The 19647-nt window shown below is 73.0% G+C and carries 21 protein-coding genes and 1 other RNA gene; 8 read left to right on the forward strand and 14 right to left on the reverse strand.

The features are described from left to right. Nucleotide 1: 1 nt before the first annotated feature. The 7 genes from AB4880_RS05750 to AB4880_RS05780 are packed head-to-tail and all read right to left on the reverse strand — an operon-like array spanning nt 2 to nt 7397. The gene (locus tag AB4880_RS05750) at nt 2–1030 is read right to left on the reverse strand and encodes a LacI family DNA-binding transcriptional regulator (RefSeq protein WP_367918253.1); all 1029 of its coding nucleotides are present in this window, start codon (nt 1028–1030) and stop codon (nt 2–4) included. A gap of 14 nt (nt 1031–1044) precedes the next feature. Continuing rightward, entirely contained in the window at nt 1045–2310 is a 1266-nt protein-coding gene (locus tag AB4880_RS05755; protein ID WP_367918254.1) for an amidohydrolase family protein, read from the reverse strand. Further along, complete coding sequence (gene allE / locus AB4880_RS05760) at nt 2297–3067, reverse strand: (S)-ureidoglycine aminohydrolase (protein ID WP_367918255.1); 771 nt, start codon at nt 3065–3067, stop codon at nt 2297–2299. The genes AB4880_RS05755 and allE overlap by 14 nt, the downstream gene beginning before the upstream one ends. A 14-nt stretch (nt 3068–3081) precedes the next feature. Beyond that, on the reverse strand, nt 3082–4098 hold the full coding sequence (locus AB4880_RS05765) for an aminopeptidase (RefSeq protein ID WP_367918256.1): 1017 nt from the start codon (nt 4096–4098) through the stop codon (nt 3082–3084). Continuing rightward, the gene (locus AB4880_RS05770) at nt 4095–5477 is read right to left on the reverse strand and encodes a dihydroorotase (RefSeq protein ID WP_367918257.1); all 1383 of its coding nucleotides are present in this window, start codon (nt 5475–5477) and stop codon (nt 4095–4097) included. The genes AB4880_RS05765 and AB4880_RS05770 overlap by 4 nt, the downstream gene beginning before the upstream one ends. Continuing rightward, complete coding sequence (locus AB4880_RS05775) at nt 5474–6706, reverse strand: amidohydrolase family protein (RefSeq protein ID WP_367918258.1); 1233 nt, start codon at nt 6704–6706, stop codon at nt 5474–5476. The genes AB4880_RS05770 and AB4880_RS05775 overlap by 4 nt, the downstream gene beginning before the upstream one ends. A 7-nt stretch (nt 6707–6713) precedes the next feature. After that, the gene (locus AB4880_RS05780; RefSeq protein WP_367918259.1) at nt 6714–7397 is read right to left on the reverse strand and encodes a pyroglutamyl-peptidase I; all 684 of its coding nucleotides are present in this window, start codon (nt 7395–7397) and stop codon (nt 6714–6716) included. A 216-nt stretch (nt 7398–7613) separates the two neighbouring features. Here AB4880_RS05780 and AB4880_RS05785 point away from each other — a divergent pair, with 216 nt between their 5' ends. Genes AB4880_RS05785 through AB4880_RS05810 form a run of 6 tightly spaced genes read left to right on the forward strand, consistent with a single transcriptional unit; the run spans nt 7614 to nt 14524 of the window. Then, nucleotides 7614–9248, forward strand: coding sequence for an ABC transporter substrate-binding protein (locus AB4880_RS05785; RefSeq protein WP_367918260.1), 1635 nt, complete (start codon nt 7614–7616; stop codon nt 9246–9248). Further along, the gene (locus tag AB4880_RS05790; protein WP_367918261.1) at nt 9245–10198 is read left to right on the forward strand and encodes an ABC transporter permease; all 954 of its coding nucleotides are present in this window, start codon (nt 9245–9247) and stop codon (nt 10196–10198) included. The genes AB4880_RS05785 and AB4880_RS05790 overlap by 4 nt, the downstream gene beginning before the upstream one ends. Continuing rightward, the gene (locus AB4880_RS05795) at nt 10195–11058 is read left to right on the forward strand and encodes an ABC transporter permease (RefSeq protein WP_367918262.1); all 864 of its coding nucleotides are present in this window, start codon (nt 10195–10197) and stop codon (nt 11056–11058) included. Before AB4880_RS05790 ends, AB4880_RS05795 begins: the two co-directional genes overlap by 4 nt. Further along, entirely contained in the window at nt 11055–12032 is a 978-nt protein-coding gene (locus AB4880_RS05800; protein ID WP_367918263.1) for an ABC transporter ATP-binding protein, read from the forward strand. The genes AB4880_RS05795 and AB4880_RS05800 overlap by 4 nt, the downstream gene beginning before the upstream one ends. Then, nucleotides 12029–12856 (forward strand): ABC transporter ATP-binding protein, encoded by an 828-nt coding sequence (locus tag AB4880_RS05805; protein ID WP_367918264.1) that lies wholly within the window; start codon nt 12029–12031, stop codon nt 12854–12856. Before AB4880_RS05800 ends, AB4880_RS05805 begins: the two co-directional genes overlap by 4 nt. A gap of 30 nt (nt 12857–12886) precedes the next feature. Beyond that, nucleotides 12887–14524 carry an ABC transporter substrate-binding protein gene (locus tag AB4880_RS05810; RefSeq protein WP_367918265.1) on the forward strand — a complete coding sequence of 546 codons (1638 nt, stop codon included), beginning with the start codon at nt 12887–12889 and terminating at the stop codon, nt 14522–14524. A gap of 16 nt (nt 14525–14540) precedes the next feature. Here the strand turns inward: AB4880_RS05810 and AB4880_RS05815 are convergent, their stop codons facing one another. The 6 genes from AB4880_RS05815 to AB4880_RS05840 all read right to left on the reverse strand — a co-directional run bounded on the left by AB4880_RS05815 (nt 14541) and on the right by AB4880_RS05840 (nt 17999). Next, nucleotides 14541–15116 carry an HhH-GPD-type base excision DNA repair protein gene (locus AB4880_RS05815; RefSeq protein WP_367918266.1) on the reverse strand — a complete coding sequence of 192 codons (576 nt, stop codon included), beginning with the start codon at nt 15114–15116 and terminating at the stop codon, nt 14541–14543. Continuing rightward, entirely contained in the window at nt 15071–16315 is a 1245-nt protein-coding gene (locus AB4880_RS05820; protein ID WP_367918267.1) for an MFS transporter, read from the reverse strand. Before AB4880_RS05820 ends, AB4880_RS05815 begins: the two co-directional genes overlap by 46 nt. Nucleotides 16316–16382: 67 nt before the next feature. Continuing rightward, complete coding sequence (locus AB4880_RS05825) at nt 16383–17015, reverse strand: TetR/AcrR family transcriptional regulator (RefSeq protein WP_367918268.1); 633 nt, start codon at nt 17013–17015, stop codon at nt 16383–16385. Beyond that, nucleotides 17012–17323, reverse strand: a complete 312-nt coding sequence (locus AB4880_RS05830; RefSeq protein ID WP_367918269.1) for a hypothetical protein — start codon at nt 17321–17323, stop codon at nt 17012–17014. The genes AB4880_RS05825 and AB4880_RS05830 overlap by 4 nt, the downstream gene beginning before the upstream one ends. 4 nt (nt 17324–17327) lie before the next feature. After that, on the reverse strand, nt 17328–17525 hold the full coding sequence (locus tag AB4880_RS05835) for a hypothetical protein (RefSeq protein ID WP_367918270.1): 198 nt from the start codon (nt 17523–17525) through the stop codon (nt 17328–17330). Nucleotides 17526–17564: 39 nt separating this feature from the next. Continuing rightward, nucleotides 17565–17999 (reverse strand): tetratricopeptide repeat protein, encoded by a 435-nt coding sequence (locus AB4880_RS05840; protein WP_367918271.1) that lies wholly within the window; start codon nt 17997–17999, stop codon nt 17565–17567. Nucleotides 18000–18051: 52 nt separating this feature from the next. On the opposite strand from AB4880_RS05840, the gene rnpB reads away from it, so the two are divergent. Then, nucleotides 18052–18423: RNase P RNA component class A (gene rnpB, locus AB4880_RS05845), an RNA gene on the forward strand. A gap of 25 nt (nt 18424–18448) precedes the next feature. Here rnpB and AB4880_RS05850 read toward each other — a convergent pair. Then, nucleotides 18449–18661: a hypothetical protein gene (locus AB4880_RS05850; protein WP_367918272.1), complete on the reverse strand. Its 213-nt coding sequence runs from the start codon at nt 18659–18661 to the stop codon at nt 18449–18451. 160 nt (nt 18662–18821) lie between these two features. On the opposite strand from AB4880_RS05850, the gene AB4880_RS05855 reads away from it, so the two are divergent. Further along, nucleotides 18822–19631, forward strand: coding sequence for a DUF6299 family protein (locus tag AB4880_RS05855; protein WP_367918273.1), 810 nt, complete (start codon nt 18822–18824; stop codon nt 19629–19631). Nucleotides 19632–19647 lie beyond the last annotated feature (16 nt).

Genomic DNA, 19647 nt, shown 5'->3' on the forward strand with positions numbered 1-19647 from the left:
GTCAGCCGCGATGCGTGCTCGCGCGCCGGTGCAGCGTGCTGGGCACGATCACCGGGTCCGGCCGCGCGGCGTCGTGCGCCAGGCGGTCGAGCAGCAGCCGGACGGCGGCCTCGCCCTGCTGGTGGGGATGCAGGTCGATGGCGGTCAGCGGCGGATCGTTCTGCAGCGCCGAGCGGCTGTCGACGCCGACCGCGACCATCACGTCGTCCGGGATCCGGCGCCCGAGCTTGCGACAGGCGTTGACGACACCCGCGGTGTACTGCTCGGCCGAGGCGATGACGGCGTCCGGCGGGGCGGCGCGCTGCAGCAGCTCGACCGTCGCCTCGAGCGCGTCGTTGTCGCCCTTGCCCAGCGGCACCGGGACGCGCAGCGGCTCGTGGCCGTGCTCGGCGCACCACTCGGCGTACGCGCGGTCGCCGTCCTGGGTCCACGCCCAGCTCGAGTCGGCGGAGAGCAGCGCGATCCGCCGGGCCCCCTCGTCGTCGAGGTGGTCGAGCAGCAGCCGCATGTTGGCGTAGTTGTCGCCGGCCGCGTACGGCGGCATCGGCTCGCGGGTCGGGTCGCGGTCGATCGTCACGACCGGGACGCCGATCTCGTCGAGCACGGTCAGCCGCTCGTCGTCGGCGACCGGGTCGCAGAGCACGACCCCGTCGGCGCGGACCATCCGCCACTGCTCGCGGCTCGACAGCGGCGGCGTCAGCGTCAGCGAGTAGCCGGCGGCGAAGGCGGCCGAGGCGGATCCGGCGGCGATCGCCATGTAGTAGTCGAGGCCGATCAGCCGTTGCTGCTCGTCGACGCTGTCCATCAGCGGCAGCACGAGCGCGATCGCGCCGATCCGTCCCTCGCGGAACGCCTGGGCCACCCGGCTCGGCCGGTAGCCCAGGCGCTCGGCCTCGCGCTGGATCCGCTCGCGGGTCTCGGCCTTGAGCGAGCCCTTGCCGTTGAGCGCGGCGGAGACGGCGGCGACGGAGACCTCGGCGGCAGCGGCGACGTCGCGGATGGTCGCCTTCGCACCCCGCTTCGTCGTCACGGCGCCGAGCCTACTCACCGCTCCGCCCAGGACAGGGACGCGCGATGCTCGCCGACGACGCGTCCCCGTCGTACCGTCCAGCGTGGTCCGGGCTCGTTGCGCAGGGCGTCGGCCGGGCTCGTCGCCGCCAGGACGACGAAGTCGGCCGGCCCGCCTCGGACCACCTCCGGCGCGGGAATCCCCGCCGCCGCGGCGGCATGGGCGCCGACGAGCGCGAGCGCGGTGTCGATGCCCTCGCCCGCCAGCCCCGCCAGCCCCGCCAGCGGTACGGCGTGCCAGGCGAGGCGCGCCATGTCCATCGGGTCGAGGTTGCCGAAGGGCTCCCAGTTGTCCTGCAGGTTGCCGGTGCCGACGGCCACCGGAACGCCGGCGGCGAGCAGCTCGACCGCACGCGAGACACCGCGGTAGGGCTGGGATCCGCCGAGGTTGGTCGGGCAGACGGTGACGGCGATGCCGGCCTCGGCGACCGCCTCGATGGCGCGGGCGGCGTCGTCGTCGGAGTAGGTCTCGAGCGCTCCGACGTGGTTGGCGTTGACCATGCCCTGCATGCCGTGCGCGACGGTCCGCTCGGCGAGCGGCACGAGCATCCGCTCGGTCGGGTCGGTGAAGTAGTCGACGTTGACGTCGATGCCGACGCCGAAGCGTTCGGCGAGCGCGAAGACCGTGTCGAGGTGGGTGAGCTGGTCGTCGTACGTGCGCTCGTTGTTGGGCCAGCCGCCGACCCGGTCGGCGCCGGCCTCCAGGGCGGCCGCCACCAGGTCCGCGGCGCCGGGGTCCTGGACGATCCCCTCCTGCGGGAAGGCGGTGACCCGGACGTCGAGCAGCCCGGCGCAGCGCTCCTTGGCGTCCATCAGGCCCTGGAAGGAGGTGAGCCCGGTGACCGTGTCGACGTCGGCCTGACCGGCGACGACGCCGATGCCGTTGCCGACGGCGAGCTCGAAGAACCGGGTCGCCCGCTCCGCGACGTTGGCGCGGGTGAACGCCGCCTTGAGGTCGCGTTGCCGCTGCATCTTCTCCGGCCGCGTGTGCAGCACGGAGGGCAGTCCGAGCTCGGGGATCATCGAGCGGCTCATCGCCTTGTCGGGGTGGCTGTGCGCCTCGACGAAGGGCGGGAGCAGCAGGCCGCCGGCGGCCTCGATCCGCCGCCGGGCCGGCACTCCCTCCGCGGCGCGGGGCGCCAGCGCGGCGATCACGCCGTCGCGGACGACGACGTCGACCCGCTCGTCGCCGACTCGGGCGTCGACGACCACCAGGTCCGCGGTCGGCTCAGAAACCGTCACGGTTCACGTCCTTGTAGAGCAGGTACGACGCGCGCTCGGCGCCGGTGGAGTAGAAGTACTGCGGGCAGTAGGGCGCCATGTAGACGAAGTCGTCGGCCTGCACCTCGACGTGGTCGTCGCCCAGGTAGTAGACGCCCGCGCCGGACAGCATGTAGAGCCCGTGCTCCTGGTGGTGCACCTCGACCATCGAGAAGCGCGCGCCCACGTCGAAGCGGAGCACGTTCATCGCCATGTCGAAGGACTCGTCGTCGGGCAGCAGCTGCGCATAGGTCCCGCCGATCGTCTCGTCGGGGATGTGCTCGGCGTCCTCGACGTGGCTGACGACCCGGTGCGGCCGGGCCACGCCGTCGACGGCGTCGTACCTCTTCTTCACCCAGAGCAGCCGGCTGGCGTCCGGGGTCGTCAGGTGGAAGGTCTCCCCCGGGGGCAGGTAGCAGTAGCCCCCGGCCGCGAGGCCGAACCGGTCCTGGCCGACGACCAGGTCGGCGCCGCCGTCGAGCACGTAGAGGAAGCTCTGGAAGCCGACGCCGAGCGGCTGCACGCTGTGCGCGCCGGGCTCGGTCTCGAGCAGGTACTCGCCGAACTCCGCCTGCTGCAGTCGCGGCGTCGCGAGCGGGCAGGCGTTGACGCCGCGCAGGTGCGGCAGCGCGTTCTCGACGAGGTTGTCGGGGCACATCAGCACGTACGACGGCCGCACCCGGCCGCGGTTGCCGCTGACGACGTCAGCGCGGGACCGGACGAGGGACGTGGTGGTCATCGGATCCTCCAGGGTCAGGGGGTGAGGGCGAGGTCGGTGTAGTCCCCCGCGACGAGGAGCGCGGCGCCGTCCACGACGACGTCGGGGCGCTCGACGACGAGGTCGACGTGCACCGGCGACTCCCAGTCGGCGCCGGTGAGCTCGGGGAAGGGGTGGCCGAGCGCGACGTGCACGCCCGGGACGTTCTCGTCGAAGAGCAGGTTGCCGGTGATGCCGGGCAGCTCGCGGCTGGTGCCGAGCGCGAGCTCGCCGACCCGCAGCCCGCCGGGCGCGTCGGACAGCCAGCGCCACACCCGGTCGGCGAGGTCGCGGTCGGGATGGCTGATCGCGACGGCGCTCCCGTCGCTCACCTCGATGCGGAGCGGCTCGGTGAGCAGGCCGGTGGCGGCGTTGAACGGGTAGCCCACGACCGAGGCGGCGAGGACGCCGCCGGCGGTGGCCGGCGTCGCGAACACCTCGCCCTGCGGGAGGCGGCCGCCCTGGCCGGCGCAGCCGTAGAGGCCGTCGAACGCCGTCCACGACCGCTCCGGGTGGGTGACGAGCCGCAGGTCGGTGCCGCGCTCGTTGCGGACGTGCAGCTCACGAGCGGTCGTCAGGCGGTCGCGCAACAGCCCGCTGAACCGGGCGACCTCGCGGTAGTCGACCGTCATCCCGACCGCGAGGCACGCCTCGTCGAGCGCCGGCAGGTGGGCGTGCCGGGCGCCGAGGGCATCGAGCTCGGGATAGAACGTGGGATCCCACGCGAGCCGGTCGAGCTCGTCCGCCGCGGCGAACACCGTCACCGTGGGCCGCCAGCGCCGCAGTGCCGCGGAGATCATGGCCCGCGCGTCGTCGTACCGCTCGTCGAGGGAGGGGACGACGACCAGCTCGGTCGGCGCCAGGCGCTCGGCCCGCGACTCCACGATCCGCGCCAGGCGCTCGGTCGCCCGGTCGGTGATGATCAGCACCCGGTCGCCGTGGCCCACCGCGAGGCAGGTGCAAAGGAGGGTGTCGGCGCCCTGCTGCAGCGCCGGATCGACGGGGCCGCTCATCCGCGCGCGACCTCCTGCCGCGACAGCGGCACGAAGGACCCGGTGCCCGGCGCGGCGACGAGCGCCCCGTCGACGGCGACGGTGCGGCCGCGGACGACGGTCCGCTCGACCCGGACGGTCGGCCGGAAGCCGTCGTACGGCGACCAGCGCAGCTCGCCGTACTGCTGCGCGGCGGCGTCGACGGTCCAGGGCCGGTCGAGCCGCAGCACGACCAGGTCGGCGTCGAGGCCCGGCCGCAGCGCGCCCTTGCGGTCGGCGACCCCGCACAGCGCGGCGGGCCGCGCGGTGAGCCGGTCGAGGAGGAGGTCGAGCGCGACCCCGCGGCGCAGGCCCTCGGAGAGGACGAGGGCGACGTACTCCTGCACGCCCTGGATGCCGTAGGGGCCGGCGAGGGCATCGTCGCCCGCCGCCTGCTTGACGCCGGGCTCGCACGGACAGTGGTCGGAGACGATCGCGTCGATCCGGCCGTCGGCGACGCGCTCCCACATCGCGTCGACCTCGGCGGTCGAGCGCAGCGGCGGCGCACAGAGCGCGATCCCGCCCTGCGCGCGCAGGTCCTCGTCGGTGAGCAGCAGATGGTGCGCAGCGACCTCGCAGGTCGCGGCAACGCCGTCGGTGACCGCCGCGGCGACCAGGTCGACGGAGGCGGGCGTCGACAGGTGCACCAGGTGGACGGCGGCGCCGGTCGCCCGCGCCACGTCGAGGACGTGCGCGACCGCACGGACCTCGGTCTCCGGCGGGCGGACGTCGAGGAAGGCGCCGACGTCGCTGCGCCCGGCCTCCCGCATCCGCGAGGCGCCGTCGGCCAGCGCGGCCCGGTCCTCGGCATGGACGAGCACCCGCGCGCCGAGGGCGGCGGCCGTCGTCATGCCGGCCCGCAGGTCCTCCGGCGTGGCCGGCGGGAAGCCCATGTCGTTGTCGGGGAGGAACGCCTTGAAGCCGGATGCGCCGAGCTCCCACTGGCCGCGCATGTGGTCGAGCGAGGGCGCGGTGAGCGCGCCCCAGAGGCCGAAGTCGACGTGCGCGCGCTCGGCCGCCGTGCGCGCCTTCGCGGCGTAGCGGTCGGTCGTGGTGGTCGGCGGGTCGGAGAAGGGGTGCTCGACGACGAAGGTCACGCCGCCGATCGCCGCCGACGCGGTGCCGACCCGGAAGTCGTCGGCGAGGTCGATGCCGGGAACGTCGAAGTGGACGTGCAGGTCGACGACACCCGCGGACACGACCGCGCCGTCGGCGTCGAGCACCTCGCGCGTCTCCGGTACGGCGACGCCGTCCGGCAGCACCGCGGCGATCCGGCCGCCGTCGACGACCAGCGTGCCGGGGACGATCCCGTCCGGCAGCGCCAGCAGGCCGCCGCGGACGACGAGGTCGGGCGTCGTCATGCGGCGTCCTCGGGCGTCTCGCCGACCACGACCTGGAGGTCGCGGCGCGCGACGACCTGACCACCGCGGACCGTCGTGAGGGTCCCGGGCAGGCGGGCCAGCGCGTGCGCGCGGTCCGGCGCGGAGAGGACGACGAGGTCGGCCGCGGCGCCCGCGGCGATCTCGCCCGGCTCGCGACCGATGGCGACCGCGGCCGAGGTCGTGATCATCTCCCAGACGGTGTCGACGTCGGCGTCCTCGTGGAAGCCGATGCCGAGGTAGCCGAGCTGACCGCGGTCGAGCGGGTCGAGGGTGCCGAGGGGGTACCAGCCGTCGCTCATGTTGTCGCTGCCCAGCGCGACGGTCACGCCCGCGGCGAGCAGCTCGACCGGCCGGGACAGGCCGCGCGGTCCGCCGTCGACGAGGTTGAGCGGGATCGCGACGACACGCAGGTCGGCCTCGGCGACGAGCTCGACGACCCGCTTGGCGCGGACGTCGTCGTAGACCTCGAGGCCGCAGCAGTGACTGACCAGGACCTGGCCCTGCAGTCCACGGGCGATCGTCTCGGCGGCGACCACCTCGAGCATCACCTCGTCGGGGCTGATCCAGCAGTCGACGTGCAGGTCGACGCCCACGCCCTGGCGCTCGGCGAGGTCGAAGACCCGCCGGACGTGCTCACGCTGGGCGTCGAGTCCGTCCTCGACATTGGGCCAGCCGCCGACGTACCGAGCGCCCAGGCCGACGGCCTGCGCGAGCAGAGCCTCGGCGCCGGGATCGCGGAGCAGCCCCTCCTGCGGGAACGCGACGACGTCGGTGTCGACGAGATGGTCGACGCGGCGGCACGCCTCGAGCAGGCCCTCGACAGCGCGCAGCCCGACGACCGAGTCGACGTCGGCGGTCACCCGCATCGCGGTCACCCCGTTGAGGACGGCGAGCCGCAGCGCGCGCTCGGCGCGGTCGGCGACGTCGTCGGCGGTGAAGCCGGCCTTGATCGCGGTCGACCGGGCGAACGGGTCCGCGTCCGGATCTGGCGCGAGCGCGCGGCTGTAGGCCTTGTCGGGGTGGTAGTGCGGCTCGACGAAGGAGCGCGAGACCAGTCCTCCGGCCGCGTCGAGCACCGGCACACCGGGCCGGCCGAGGGCAGTCACGCCGGGGGCGATCGTCGCGATCCGCCCGTCGCGAACGACGAGGTCGACCAGGTCGTCGCGGCCGTGCAGGCGGGCGTTGCGGATGTCGAGGTCGGCGCTCATCGGCGGCTCACCACTCCCACTCGTTGACGGGGTCGACGATGTCGACGGGATGGGCGAGCGTCGCCTCGATCCCCGCGCGCACGGCGCGGACCTGGAGGTCGAGGCTCATGCTCGGGCCGTTGCTGCGCATCTGGGCGACGTGCTCGGGCGGGTCGGGCAGGTGGACGAAGCCGCAGCGGGAGGGCAGCCCCTTCTCGTCGGCGATCCGCAGCGCGGCGTACATGACGGCGTTGCAGCCGTGCGTCGACGCGCTGTTGGAGATCAGCGCCGGGACGCCGGCGGCGCGCATCGCCTGCGCCATCGCCTTGATCGGCAGCGTCGCGAGGTAGGCCGGCGCGCCTCCCGGCACGATCGGCTCACCCGCCGGCCGGCGGCCGCCGTCGGCGAACTGGAAGTCCTGCACGTTGATGGCCACCCGCTCGACGGTGACGGTGGTCCGGCCCGAGAAGACGCCGCAGCCGATCACCGCGACCGGCGGCTCGCCGTCGAGCATCAGCGGCGCGAGCGCCTCGGCCGGGTCGAGGTCCCAGTCGATGCTCCGGCCGACGACCCGGTGCCCCGCGAGGACCTCGCCGTCGAGGGCGCGGGCGACCGCGGAGCTGGGGTTCTCGTCGTAGCGCAGATCGGTGCGGACGGCGGTGTCGCCATAGGCGCCGTTGCCGGTCACCAGGACCCAGGGGGTGGGGGTCACGGGCTGTCCTCCTCATCAGCGCGGACACCTGCAGACGGGTCGACGCGCGGAGACCATCATGCACGCAGATCGACAGAAATGAAACGTTTCATTTCCAAAATGAAACGTTTCACGAATCTATTGACCCGGGACCGGAAGGCGTTGTTGACTGCGAGTCGCGAACCCCACTTTTGTGCCCTGGGTCACACCAGCGGTCAGCGGTCCAGGAGGCCCTCGATGCGCATCCCGACGTCTCGGATCCACCAGCTCGCCGTGGGCGCCACGGCCGGCACCGTGCTGCTCGCGGCGTGCGGCCAGTCCCCCGACGCGAAGCCCGCCACGCCCGAGCTGAAGGTCACCACGGTGACCCCCAAGGCGGCCGGCGACCTCGACTCCGCCACCTGGGCGGTCGCCTCGGAGCCGTCGTCGATGGACTGGATCTACAACGCCAGCTTCGACACCGGCCAGATCATGGCCAACGTCTGCGAGGGGCTGCTGCGCCTCGACCCCGACCTCCACGTCGAGCCGGCGCTCGCGGAGTCCTACGTGAACCCGACGCCGACCACGTGGGTCTACACGCTCAAGCCGGGCGTGACCTTCCACGACGGCACCACGTTGACCGCCGAGGACGTCGCGTTCAGCCTCAACCGCAACCTCGACAAGGCCGCCGGCTCGTTCTGGTCGGGTGCCTACGTCAACGTCAAGAGCATCACCGCGACCGGACCGCTCGAGGTCACGGTCGAGCTCACCAAGCCCGACGCGCTGTGGAACTCCTACCTGAGCAGCCCGGCCGGCATCGTCGACTCCAAGAAGACGGTCGAGGCGAAGGGCAAGGCCTACGGCACGCCCGACGGCGGCGTGAACTGCGTCGGCCCCTACGCGCTCACGAAGTGGGACAAGGGCCAGTCGATCACCGTCACCCGCGACGACCACTACTTCGACCCCGCCCACCGGGCCAAGATCGCGAAGCTCACCTTCACCTTCGTCCGCGACCCCGCCGCCGAGGTCAACGGCCTGCTGTCCGGCACCATCGACGGCGCCTGGTTCCTGCCTCCGTCCTCGCTGGCGAAGCTGAGCAAGAGCGGCGTCGGCACGGTCTACTACGGCAAGAGCACCCAGGGCTTCAACGCCATCGTGATGGACATGTCCGGCCCGTTGAAGGACGTCCGGATCCGCCAGGCCCTCTCGATGGCGATCGACCGCAACGGCATCATCCGCGCCGTCGCCGGCGGAGCCGCCCAGCCGCAGAAGGCGCCCGCCGTCCCGGGCTCGTGGGGCTATGCCGAGCCGACCTTCCAGTCCGCGTGGGACGGGCTCGCCGTCACCGAGCGGAACCTGGACGCCGCCCGCAAGCTGGTCAAGGAGGCCGGCGCACCCGACCGGCCGATCGTGATCGCCACGACCAACGGCGAGGCCGAGGTGCCCGTCATCGGCGCCGAGATCCAGTCGGCCGCCAAGCAGATCGGCCTCGACGTCGAGATCAAGACCTTCCCGGCCGACGCCTACAACGGCGTCTACACCGACGCGAAGGCCCGCAAGGGCATCGACCTCTACCTCACCGGCTGGGGCACCGACTTCGCCGACCCGGTGCAGATGTACCAGTACTTCCAGACCGGCAACTTCTACAACTTCACCGGCTTCTCCGACCCGAAGTACGACGCGCTCGTCGACGAGGCCGCGCAGACGATGGACGGGGCCAAGCGTGCCGAGCTGATCACCCAGGCGCAGCAGATCGTCGTCGACCAGCTGCTGTGGATCCCGCTCTACGCGCCGTACAACACGCTCTTCCTCAACAAGCGGGTCACCGGCTCGCCGGCGTCGTACGTCCAGCTGCACTACCCGTGGGCCGCCGATCTGGGGGCCGCGCGATGAGAACGACCCGGATGCTCTCGCTCCGCGCGGGGCAGCTGGTCGTCGTCCTGTTCGCCGCGTCGGTGCTGGTGTTCTCGGCGATGTACCTCGCCCCGGGCTCGCCCGAGTCGTTCCTCGTGCACGGCAACTCCGTCACGCCCGCGACCCTGCAAGCGATCCGCGACCAGTACCACCTCGACGACCCGTTCTGGCAGCAGTACCTGGCCTGGGTGGGCGGGCTCCTGCGCGGCGACTTCGGGCAGTCCATCCAGTTCCGGCAGCCGGTGACCGCGCTGATCGGCTCCCGGCTGCCCACGACGCTGCTGCTCATCGCCTACGCGAGCGTGCTGATCGTGGTCGGCGGCGTGCTGACCGGCGTGCTCGCCGCGGTCCGCAAGGGCCGCACCGACACCTCGGTCGTCGTCGCCAGCACCGTGGCGATGTCGACCCCGAGCTTCGTGGTCGCGATCGTGATGACCTCACTGTTCTCGGTGTCGCTGCACTGGTTCCCGGCGTTCGGCGACGGCAGCGGACTGCTCGACCGCCTCTGGCACCTGACGATGCCGGCGATCGCCCTGGCGTTCTCGTCGGGCGCGCTGGTCACCCGGACCACGCGGTCGGCGATGCTCGTCGAGCTCGCCAACGAGTACGTCGAGACCGCCCGGATGCGCGGCCTGCCCGAGCGCCGGATCATCTGGCGCCAGGCCTTCCGCAACGCGCTCGGCCCGGTGGTGACCCTCGCCGGACTCGTCGTGTCGGGCCTGCTCGTCACGACCACGATCGTCGAGACCGCGTTCGGGCTCAACGGCGTCGGCTCCCTGCTCGTCCAGGCCGTCAACGTGAAGGACTTCCCCGTGGTGCAGGCGATCGTGCTGGTGATCGTGGCGGTCTTCGCCCTCGTCAACCTCGCCGTCGACGCGGTCCGCCCGCTCATCGACCCGCGCGCCCGGAGCGTGGAGGCGGCCCGATGAACACCACGACCTCCGCCCCCGCGGTCCACTTCCGCTTCCGGATCCGCCGCCGTCGTACGTCGGGCGCGATCGCGGTGCCGCTCGCCGTCCTCGGCGGGCTGGTGCTCGTCGCCGTCCTCGGCACCTGGATCACGCCGCACGACCCCAATGCCGTGTCGCTGTCGGACTACCTGGGCCCGCCGTCGTCGGCGCACTGGCTCGGCACCGACCAGGCCGGGCGCGACGTGCTGTCCCGGCTGATCTCCGGCGCCCGGATCTCGCTGCTGGGCCCGCTCGGCGTCGTCGTCGGCTCCACCGTGCTCGGCGTCGCGGTCGGCGTGCTCGCCGCATGGCGGGGCGGGTGGGTCGACGCCGTCCTGTCGCGCATCGTCGAGCTGGTCTTCGCCTTCCCGGGGGTGCTGCTCGCGATCCTCGTCGTGGCGGTCATCGGCCCCGGCCTGATCGCGTCGGTCGTCGCGCTCGCGGTGGCCTACACGCCGTACATGGCCCGGCTGACGCGGTCGTTCGCGCTGACCGAGCGGGAACGCCCCTACATCCGGGCCCTCGAGATGCAGGGCATCTCCAGCCTGAAGGTGATCCTGCGCCACCTGGTGCCGAACATCGCCCCGCTCGTCCTCGCCCAGTCGTCGCTCTGCTTCGGCTACGCGATGATCGACCTGGCCGGCCTCTCCTTCCTCGGCTTCGGCGTCCAGGCGCCGCAGGCCGACTGGGGCTCGATGATCTCGGAGGGCCAGAGCGCCCTGATCCAGGGCTACCCGATCTCCGCCGTCGCCCCTGGCGTCTGCATCGTCATCGCCGTCGTCTGCTTCAGCCTGCTGGGCGAGGGCATCGCCGACCGGGTCCGGAGGGCCGAGCAGTGACCGATCCCCTCCTGACGATCGAGGACCTGTCGGTCCGGCTGCGCACCGACGTCGAGAGCCGGCCGATCCTCGACGGTGTCTCGCTCACCTGCGGCAGCGGCGAGATCGTCGGCCTGGTCGGCGAGTCGGGCTCCGGGAAGTCGGTGACGCTACGTGCCACCCTCGGCCTGCTCCCCGGATCGGCCGCCGCCGAGGGCAGCATCCGCGTCGACGGGACCGAGGTGCTCGGCGCCCGAGCCGCCGACATCCACCGGGTCCGCGCGCACACGGCGTCCATGGTCTTCCAGGACCCGCGGGCGCACACCAACCCGATCCAGCGGATCGGCGACTTCCTGACCGACGGCCTGCGCGTCGTCCGCGGGATGTCGCGGCGCGCGGCGAACGACGTCGCCCTCGGCCTGCTCCAGGAGGTCGGGCTGCCCGACCCCGAGCGTCACCTGCGCCAGTACCCGCATGAGCTGTCGGGCGGGATGCTGCAGCGGGTCATGATCGCGACCGCCCTGGCGGGTGAGCCGCGGCTGCTGCTTGCCGACGAGCCGACGACCGCGCTCGACGTCACGACGCAGGCCGAGATCGTCGCCCTGCTCTCGCGGCTGCGCCGCGACCGCGGCCTGTCGATCGTCTTCGTCACGCACGACCTCGACCTCGCCGTCGCGCTGTGCGACCGCATCCTGGTGATGTACGCCGGCCGCGTGGTCGAGTCGGCCCCGTCGAGCCAGCTGTCGCTCACGCCGCGCCATCCCTACACGGCCGCGCTGTTCGCGTCGCGCCCGACGGCCGACCGCGCCGAGCTGGTCGCCATCCCCGGCCGGCCGCTCAGCCTGTACGACGTCCCGACCGGCTGCGCCTTCGCCGAGCGCTGTGCCCTGGCCGACGAGCGGTGCCGGACCGAGCGGCCCGAGGAGGCCGGCGCCGCCGGCAACACCGTGGCCTGCCACCACGCACCGGCCCTGACCCCCGGAGGTGCCCGATGACGGTTCCGCTGATCGAGGCCACCGGGCTGCGGAAGAGCTATGTCCGCGGCCAGGTGGTCGCCGTCGACGACGTCGGCTTCGTCGTCCCGGAGGGCGGTGCCCTGGGGATCGTCGGCGAGTCCGGCTCGGGCAAGACGACGACCGCGCGGATGCTGGTCGGCCTCGAGCGACCCGATGCCGGCGAGATCCGCTTCGCCGGTTCGCCCCTGCCCGGCGGCCGCTCCCGACGCGACCGGTCGGCGCGGGCCCGCCTGGTCCAGCTGGTGTTCCAGGACCCGTACCAGAGCCTCGACCCGCGCCAGACGGTCGCCGAGGCGCTCGACGAGGTGCTGCGCGTGCACGGCGTCACCGGGGCGGCCGTGGCCGCGACCCGCCGCGAGCTGTGCCAGCAGGTCGGCCTCGGCGAGCGCGAGATGACCGCGCTCCCCCGGCGGCTCTCGGGCGGCCAGCGGCAGCGGGTCGCCATCGCCCGTGCGCTCGCGGCGAAGCCGAAGGTGATCGTGCTCGACGAGGCGACCGCCGCCCTCGACGTGTCGATCCAGGCCCAGATCCTCAACCTGCTCGCCCGGATCCGCCGCGAGACGGGCGTGGCGCTCGTGTTCGTCAGCCACGACCTCGACGTCGTCCGCTGGGTGACGGACGACGTCCTCGTCATGCACCGCGGCCGGGTCGTCGAGCGCGGCATCACCGCCGACGTCCTCCGCGACCCGCAGCACCCCTACACCCGGCTCCTCCTCTCCAGCGTCCCCAGCCCGGGCTGGGACCCCGAGGCGGTCGCGACCCAGCGACGCGCCCTCGCCGCGCAGCTGTCCCTCTCGTCCTGACCCTGTTCCGCGACCACCGGAAGGCCATCCATGCAACTGCACCGCCCCCAGAGGACCGGACTCGTCGGCCTGGCCCTCGCCGGCGTCCTGCTCACCGCGGCGTGCTCGGGCGCCGACGGCAAGCCCGGCAGCCCCGCTGCCGCCGGCATCAAGGTGACCGAGTCGCTGCCCGCCGCGACGAAGTCGATCGACACCCTGCACTGGGCGCTCTACGCCGAGCCGTCGTCCCTCGACCCGATCCGGTCGAACGACTTCCCGCCGATGGAGGTGCTCGCGAACCTCTGCGAGAGCCTGGGCCGGATCAACCCCGACTTCACCATCTCCCCCGCCCTCGCGACGTCGTGGACCAACCCGGACCCGACCACCTGGGTCTACGAGATCCGCGCCGGCGTGACGTTCCACAGCGGCGCCCCGCTGACCGCCGACGACGTCGCCTACAGCCTCAACCGCAACCTCGACCAGAAGCTCGGGTCGAACTTCGGCGGCGTCTACGAGAACGTCAAGGACATCCGCGCGACCGGCCCGCTCGAGGTCACCGTGCGGCTCAAGGAGCCCGACGCGCTGTTCAACCAGTCGATGGCGACGCCGGCCGGCCGGGTGCTCGACAAGGCCTCGACCGAGAAGGCAGGTGAGGCCGTCGGCACGCCGACCGGCGGCATCGACTGCACCGGGCCCTACAAGCTCGACGAGTGGAAGACCGGTACGTCGATCACGCTGACCCGCAACGACGCCTACTGGGACGACAGCCTGAAGCCGCACGCGGCGAAGGTCGACTTCGAGTTCATCCGCGACCCGGCCGCCCGCATCAACGCGCTGCTGTCAGGCCAGGTCGACGGCTCCTGGCTGATCCCGGCGTCCGGGTACGGCCGTCTGCTCAGCTCGTCGGCCGGCACGCTGTCGTTCGGCCGCACGTCCGGCAGCTATGTCGGGATGGTGACGAACCTGAAGGGCGGGCTGGCCGACGTACGGATCCGCAGGGCGCTGTCGATGGTGATCAACCGCCCCGGCCTGATCAAGGCCGCCGTCGCGTCGGCCGCCGAGCCGCTCAAGGCGCCCGCCTCGCCCGGCACCTGGGGCTATGCGCAGGACACGCTGAAGGCCGGGTACGACGCACTGCCCGACCCCGGCGGCTCCCTGAAGGAGGCCAAGGCACTCGTCGACGAGGCCGGCCTGCCGAAGGAGCCGATCACCGTCGCGGTGACCTCGTCGCAGTCCGAGATGCCGATCATCGGCGCCGAGGTCGCCCGCGCCGGCAAGGCCCTCGGCATCGACGTGCGGATCAAGACCCTGTCGGCCGACGGCTACAACGCGCTCTACAGCGACGCCGGCGCGCGCAAGGGCATCGACATGATCTTCTCGCTGTGGCAGACCGACTTCCCGGACCCGACCGAGATCTACCAGTACCTGCAGACCACGAACTACTTCAACTACGCGCAGTGGTCGGACCCGACGTACGACAAGCTCGTCTCCGACGCCTCTCACACCACCGACGAGGCGAAGCGCGCGGAACTGATCGTGCAGGCGCAGAAGATCGCCGCCGACGCGATGATCTGGGTGCCCCTCTATGCGCCCTTCAACTCGGTCTTCCTGTCGAAGGGGCTGACCGGCGCGCCGACCGCCGCCGTCCAGCTGAACTACCCGTGGGCGGCGACGATCGGCGGGAAGTAGGTCGCGCGGCGGGCGACTACGCCGTGGCGGTCTTGGCCTTGGCCGCAGCCTTCATCGACTTCTTGTGGTCGCGCACCTTCTGCAGCGACACGGGATCGACGACGTCGGCCACTGACCGAAAGCCCTCCAGCGCGTAGTCGCCCGCCGCCTTCTCCCAGCCCTCCGGCCGGACGTCGAGCTGCTTGGCCACCAGTGCCACGAAGATCTTCGCCTTCTGCGCGCCGAAGCCGGGCAGGGCCTGGAGGCGCTTCATCAGGTCCTTGCCGTCGACCGCCTGGGTCCAGATCCGCTCGGCGCGGCCGTCGTACTGCTCGACGACGATGCGCGCCAGCTCCTGCAGCCGCGCGGACATCGCCCCCGGGAAGCGGTGGATGGCCGGCGTCGTCGCGCAGAGCGCCGCGAACTCCTCCGGGTCGGCCGCCGCGATCGCCGCGGGGTCGAAGCTGCCGAACCGGGAGACGACCTTCTGCGGGCCCATGAACGCGTGCTCCATCGGGTACTGCTGGTCCAGCATCATGCCCACGAGCAGCGCGAAGGGGTTGGTCGTCAGGAGCTCGTCGGCTGCGGCGTCGTCGGTGATGTGGATGGCCATGGGGACATCCTGCCCCACGCCGCGGCGACCCCTGCAGCGCCGGCCGAGAGGGCGGCGGCGAGCGCGAACGGCAGTGCCGCTCCCCCGCCGGCGGCCAGGCCCGCGACGGCCGTGCCGAGGGCGCTGCCGCCGTTGACGCCGACGTTGACCCACGTCGACATCTCGGTACGGCGGGCGGGAGCGACCCGCTCGTCGACCGCGGCGTAGGCGACGACGAAGACCGGCGAGGTGGTGAGCCCACCGAGGCCGAGGACGACGGCCGCGGCGAGCGGTCCGGCGACGAGGGCGACCAGTGCCTGCGCCAGCGCGAGGACGACGAGCAGCAGCGCGAGGACCCGGCCGGCCGGGTGGCTCCGCCCGTGGCGCGCCCAGACCAGTCCGCCGGCGACGGCGCCGATCGCGACGGCTGCCTCGATCAGTCCGGCCAAGCCGGGGCGGCCGGCACGGTCGGCGAGGGCGGCGATGCCGACGAAGGCGGCGGCGCTGCCCGCGCCGAAGAGCGCGAGGGAGGCGACCAGGCCGCCGATCGCGGCGGCGCCCGACGGCGCACGGGCGCCGGGCGATCCGGAGGGGGCGGACGGGGCGCCGACCACCCCCACGGGCGGCCGGTACGGCGACAGCGCCAGGCCGAGCACGCCGCACCACACGAGAGCGGCCGCGACGAGCAGCCCGACCCATGCCGGCCCCAGCGCGAGGACGGCGCCTGCCACGATCGGGCCGACCAGGTAGAGCGACTCCTCGCCGACCGAGTCGAGCGCGTACGCCCGCCGCCGCTGCGGCCCCTCGGGCGCGATCTCGCGCCACTGGGCGCGCATCGACGGCCCGAGCACCGGGCTGCTCAGCCCGATCAGCGGCGCGAGGACGAGCCAGGTCGCGGGCGGGTGGTCGCCCCGGGCGAGGACGGCGCCCGTGACAAGCAGCGCCGACCAGCAGCCGGCGACGACGGGCAGCACCCGTCGCTGGCCGAGCCGGTCGAGCAGTCGGGCATGGACCGGCATCGCGAGCGTGGCGATGCCGAGCAGGGCGGACGCGGTGGCCGCGAGGGCCAGGGAGCCGGCCGCGTCGCGGACGGTGAACAGGAAGCAGAGCGGGAGCACGCCGTAGGCGAGCCGGCCGAGCAGCGCGCACGCGAAGGTGCGCGCGACCGCGGGGCCGGCGAGAAGCAGGCCAGTGCTCCCGGCGTCGGTGACGCCGGACATGAGGATCCTCCGGAACGGGAGACGAACAGGGACGCGGGAGCTGCTGCGTCCTAGTGCTGCCGGAGGGTCATGCGGGAGAGCCTAGTCCCTCCGAGCCGTCCGCGTCGGTCGCGACGGCACGGAGACCGACCCACAGCGCGTCCATCATCCGCTCGACCATCACCTCGACCGGGACGTCGGGGTGGCGCCGCCACCACTTCGCGATCTGCTCGGCGGCGCCCGAGATCGCGTGCGCGTACGCCGACGCCGCCTCCGCGTCGACCTGCGGCGCGGCCCCGTGCACGAGGCCGCCGATGACCTCGGCCGTCTGGTAGCGGTGCTCGGCCGCGGCCTCCGCGACGCGCCCCGCGACCGCCGCGCCGCCCCCGAAGAGGACGTCCCAGGTGGAGCCGCGGTCGCGGACGAAGTCGAAGTAGGCGCGCAGGCCCGCCCGCAGCTGCGCCTCCGGCCCCTCCGCTCCCCCGGCCGCCGCGACGACGGCCTGGTCGAGCTCGTCGCGGGCCGCGCGCAGGCACTCGAGGTAGATCTCGTCCTTGTCGGCGAAGTACTTGTAGATGAGGGTCCGCGTCACCCCCGCCGCGGCGGCGATGTCCTCGACCGCGGCGCCCTGGTATCCCCGCCGGACGAAGACGTCCTCGGCGGCGGCGATGAGCTGGGCACGACGTACCTCGGGGGCGAGGCGGCGTCGGGTCGCGGTCACGCCGTCCAGTCCAGCAGGACGCCGCCGGCCGTGATCGCGGCGAACCACCACACGAACGACAGCACACCGAGGACGACGGTGCGGCGCGGGTGGGAGGTCCACCAGACGAAGCACAGGACGAACATCGCGAGCCACGTCAGCAGCAGGACGGCGACCGCCCACAGCGGCGCGAGCAGGCCCGACGCGGCGTACAGGAAGAAGGACGAGACGAGCAGGACCAGGCCGACGAACGGCCACGGCGAGATCCGGCGGCCGGTGGCAGGGTCGACCGCGACCGCACGGACCCGGCGGCGACGGGTGAGGGCCACGCGCCTACTTGTCCTCGGCCTCGTCGTCGTTCCAGGCCGGGTCGTGGTCCCACGCCTCGGTGCGCTCGGCGGCGTGCTCGAGCGCGCGGGCCGCCTCGGCCTCGGTCGGGTAGGGGCCGAGGCGATCCTTGTTGGGGCAGCCCTCGACACCCTCGACGGTGTGGTGCTTGAGGCAGAACCAGTACTCGTTGTCGGAGGCCATGGTCCGAACCTACTCCGTCGAGGGCGCCGCGGGCGCGGGTCAGGCGTCGATCCGGCCCGCGAGCCGCTCGACGCGCAGGACGTCGTACTCGTGCTCGGGGTCGCCGGTCATCGCCGCGGCCAGCCGCAGGTGCGGCAGCGCCTCGTCGTACTTGGCCTGGCGCTCGAGCGCCCGGCCGAGCGCGTGCCGGCTCCACGAGTCGGCGGGGTCGTCGGCGACCAGCCCGGCGAGCTCGTCGGCCGCCTTCTGCAACTGCGCGCGCATCAGGTAGGCCCACGCCCGCAGCGACCGCAGGCCGCGGTTGTCGGGCTCCTCCGCGAGCGCCGGCTCGAGGATCTCGAGCGCCTCGCGCGGGGCCCGGCGGGCCAGGAAGTCGTGGGCGGTCCGGTAGGCCGCCTCGTGCCGCTCCGTCGCACCGGGAAACACGATCGGGGCGATCGGCGGAAGGATCCGGATGTCGGGAGTCTCGGTCATACGGCCCTCAACTGTCGCGGCCGCGCCGTTGTTCCCTAGAGTGTGCCGCGGACGGGCTGGCCGGGCGACCGCGTGACCCCCGCCGCGAGGCGACGGGTCCCGAGGAAAGTCCGGGCTCCACAGAGCAGGGTGGTGGGTAACACCCACCCGGGGTGACCCGCGGGACAGTGCCACAGAGAACAGACCGCCGTGCCTTCGGGCGCGGTAAGGGTGAAACGGTGGGGCAAGAGCCCACCAGTGCGCCGGGTGACCGGCGCAGCTCGGCAAACCCCACCCGGAGCAAGACCAGACAGCACACGTTCGAGGGCGGCTCGCCCGAGTGTGCGGGTAGGTCGCTCGAGGCTGTCGGCAACGGCAGCCCTAGATGGATGGTCGCCCCCTCGGCAACGAGGGACAGAACCCGGCTTACAGGCCAGCCCGTCCCCATCCCCCGGCCGGCGACCTCCGGGTCAGCCGTACGCCGTACCCATCCCCGGGCGCTCGGCGGCCACCGGCGCCAGCCGCTCGGCGGGCACCCAGTCGGTCATGATCATGTCGGGCCCGGACGCCGCCCACGTCACCAGCGCCTCCCAGCCGTCGGGGGTCTGCCGCCAGGCGAGCAGGAAGCCGGGCAGCATGCGGGGCCCGAACTTCTCCTTGACCCAGACGTGACGGTGCCCCACCCCCCAAGAATAGAACATATGTTCGAACAACGGGCATGGGGCACCCTCGCAACCGCGGGTGCCGCAACCGCTTGCGCGGCACCTCGTTCTGCGCGTCAATGGGAGGACGAATTTCACGCGGGCGCGTGGGACCGGGGCGCTCGGGATCAGGAGGAATCCCATGAGAACACCCCGCCTTGCCGCATTCTTCGCCCTGCCTCTCGCGATGCTGGGCCTCGCCGCACCGGCCTCCGCCGCGCCACCGTCCAATGACGGGTACGGCGGGCGGGTCACGGTCGGCGCGCTTCCGTTCTCGGTCACGCAGGACACGACCGAGGCAACCACCGACGCCGACGACGCCGAGCTGAACGCCACGTGCGGCGCGCCGGCCACCGACGCGAGCGTCTGGTACGAGGTGACCGCCACGACCGACGGCGCGCTCGTCGCCGACGTGAGCGGGTCTGGCTACAGCGCCGGCGTCCTGGTCGGCACCGGCGGTCCCGGCTCCTTCGAGACCGTGTCGTGCGGGCCCGGCGCGACGGCGTGGGACGCCACCGCCGGGACGACGTACGCGATCCTGGTCATCGACGACCAGCAGGACGGCGGCGGCAACGGCGGCACGCTGGCGCTCACCGTCGACAACGTCCCGCCGCCCCCGACGATCAGCGTCACCGTCAACCACAACGCGCGGTTCACCAAGGCCGGCGACGTGATCGTCAGCGGCACCGTCACCTGCACCGGCCAGGTCGACTTCGCCTTCCTCGACGCGACCGTGACCCAGCGCGTGGGTCGGCTCAAGATCACCGGATCCGGCGAGACCGACGTCCTGTGCGACGGCTCGGTGCAGCCGTGGTCGATGACGATCACCGCCGACAACGGCCTCTTCCGCGGCGGCAAGGCGGCCAGCATCACCTTCGCCACGGCCTGCGGCGTCTTCACCTGCGGCGACGGCTTCGACCAGAGCACGATCAAGCTGTCCGGCGGGAAGTGATCCCGAGCGGCGCCGA

The sequence above is a fragment of the Nocardioides ginsengisoli genome (assembly GCF_039537225.1).
GTDB classification, from domain to species: domain Bacteria; phylum Actinomycetota; class Actinomycetes; order Propionibacteriales; family Nocardioidaceae; genus Nocardioides; species Nocardioides ginsengisoli.

Excerpts from the sequence above, each read along its gene's own strand:
- allE (WP_367918255.1), bottom strand. The coding sequence starts at position 3,067 with ATGACCACCACGTCCCTCGTCCGGTCCCGCGCTGACGTCGTCAGCGGC.
- AB4880_RS05765 (WP_367918256.1), bottom strand. The coding sequence starts at position 4,098 with ATGAGCGGCCCCGTCGATCCGGCGCTGCAGCAGGGCGCCGACACCCTC.
- AB4880_RS05770 (WP_367918257.1), bottom strand. The coding sequence starts at position 5,477 with ATGACGACGCCCGACCTCGTCGTCCGCGGCGGCCTGCTGGCGCTGCCG.
- AB4880_RS05775 (WP_367918258.1), bottom strand. The coding sequence starts at position 6,706 with ATGAGCGCCGACCTCGACATCCGCAACGCCCGCCTGCACGGCCGCGAC.
- AB4880_RS05785 (WP_367918260.1), top strand. The coding sequence starts at position 7,614 with ATGCGCATCCCGACGTCTCGGATCCACCAGCTCGCCGTGGGCGCCACG.
- AB4880_RS05790 (WP_367918261.1), top strand. The coding sequence starts at position 9,245 with ATGAGAACGACCCGGATGCTCTCGCTCCGCGCGGGGCAGCTGGTCGTC.
- AB4880_RS05795 (WP_367918262.1), top strand. The coding sequence starts at position 10,195 with ATGAACACCACGACCTCCGCCCCCGCGGTCCACTTCCGCTTCCGGATC.
- AB4880_RS05805 (WP_367918264.1), top strand. The coding sequence starts at position 12,029 with ATGACGGTTCCGCTGATCGAGGCCACCGGGCTGCGGAAGAGCTATGTC.
- AB4880_RS05810 (WP_367918265.1), top strand. The coding sequence starts at position 12,887 with ATGCAACTGCACCGCCCCCAGAGGACCGGACTCGTCGGCCTGGCCCTC.
- AB4880_RS05815 (WP_367918266.1), bottom strand. The coding sequence starts at position 15,116 with ATGGCCATCCACATCACCGACGACGCCGCAGCCGACGAGCTCCTGACG.
- AB4880_RS05820 (WP_367918267.1), bottom strand. The coding sequence starts at position 16,315 with ATGTCCGGCGTCACCGACGCCGGGAGCACTGGCCTGCTTCTCGCCGGC.
- AB4880_RS05835 (WP_367918270.1), bottom strand. The coding sequence starts at position 17,525 with ATGGCCTCCGACAACGAGTACTGGTTCTGCCTCAAGCACCACACCGTC.
- AB4880_RS05840 (WP_367918271.1), bottom strand. The coding sequence starts at position 17,999 with ATGACCGAGACTCCCGACATCCGGATCCTTCCGCCGATCGCCCCGATC.
- AB4880_RS05855 (WP_367918273.1), top strand. The coding sequence starts at position 18,822 with ATGAGAACACCCCGCCTTGCCGCATTCTTCGCCCTGCCTCTCGCGATG.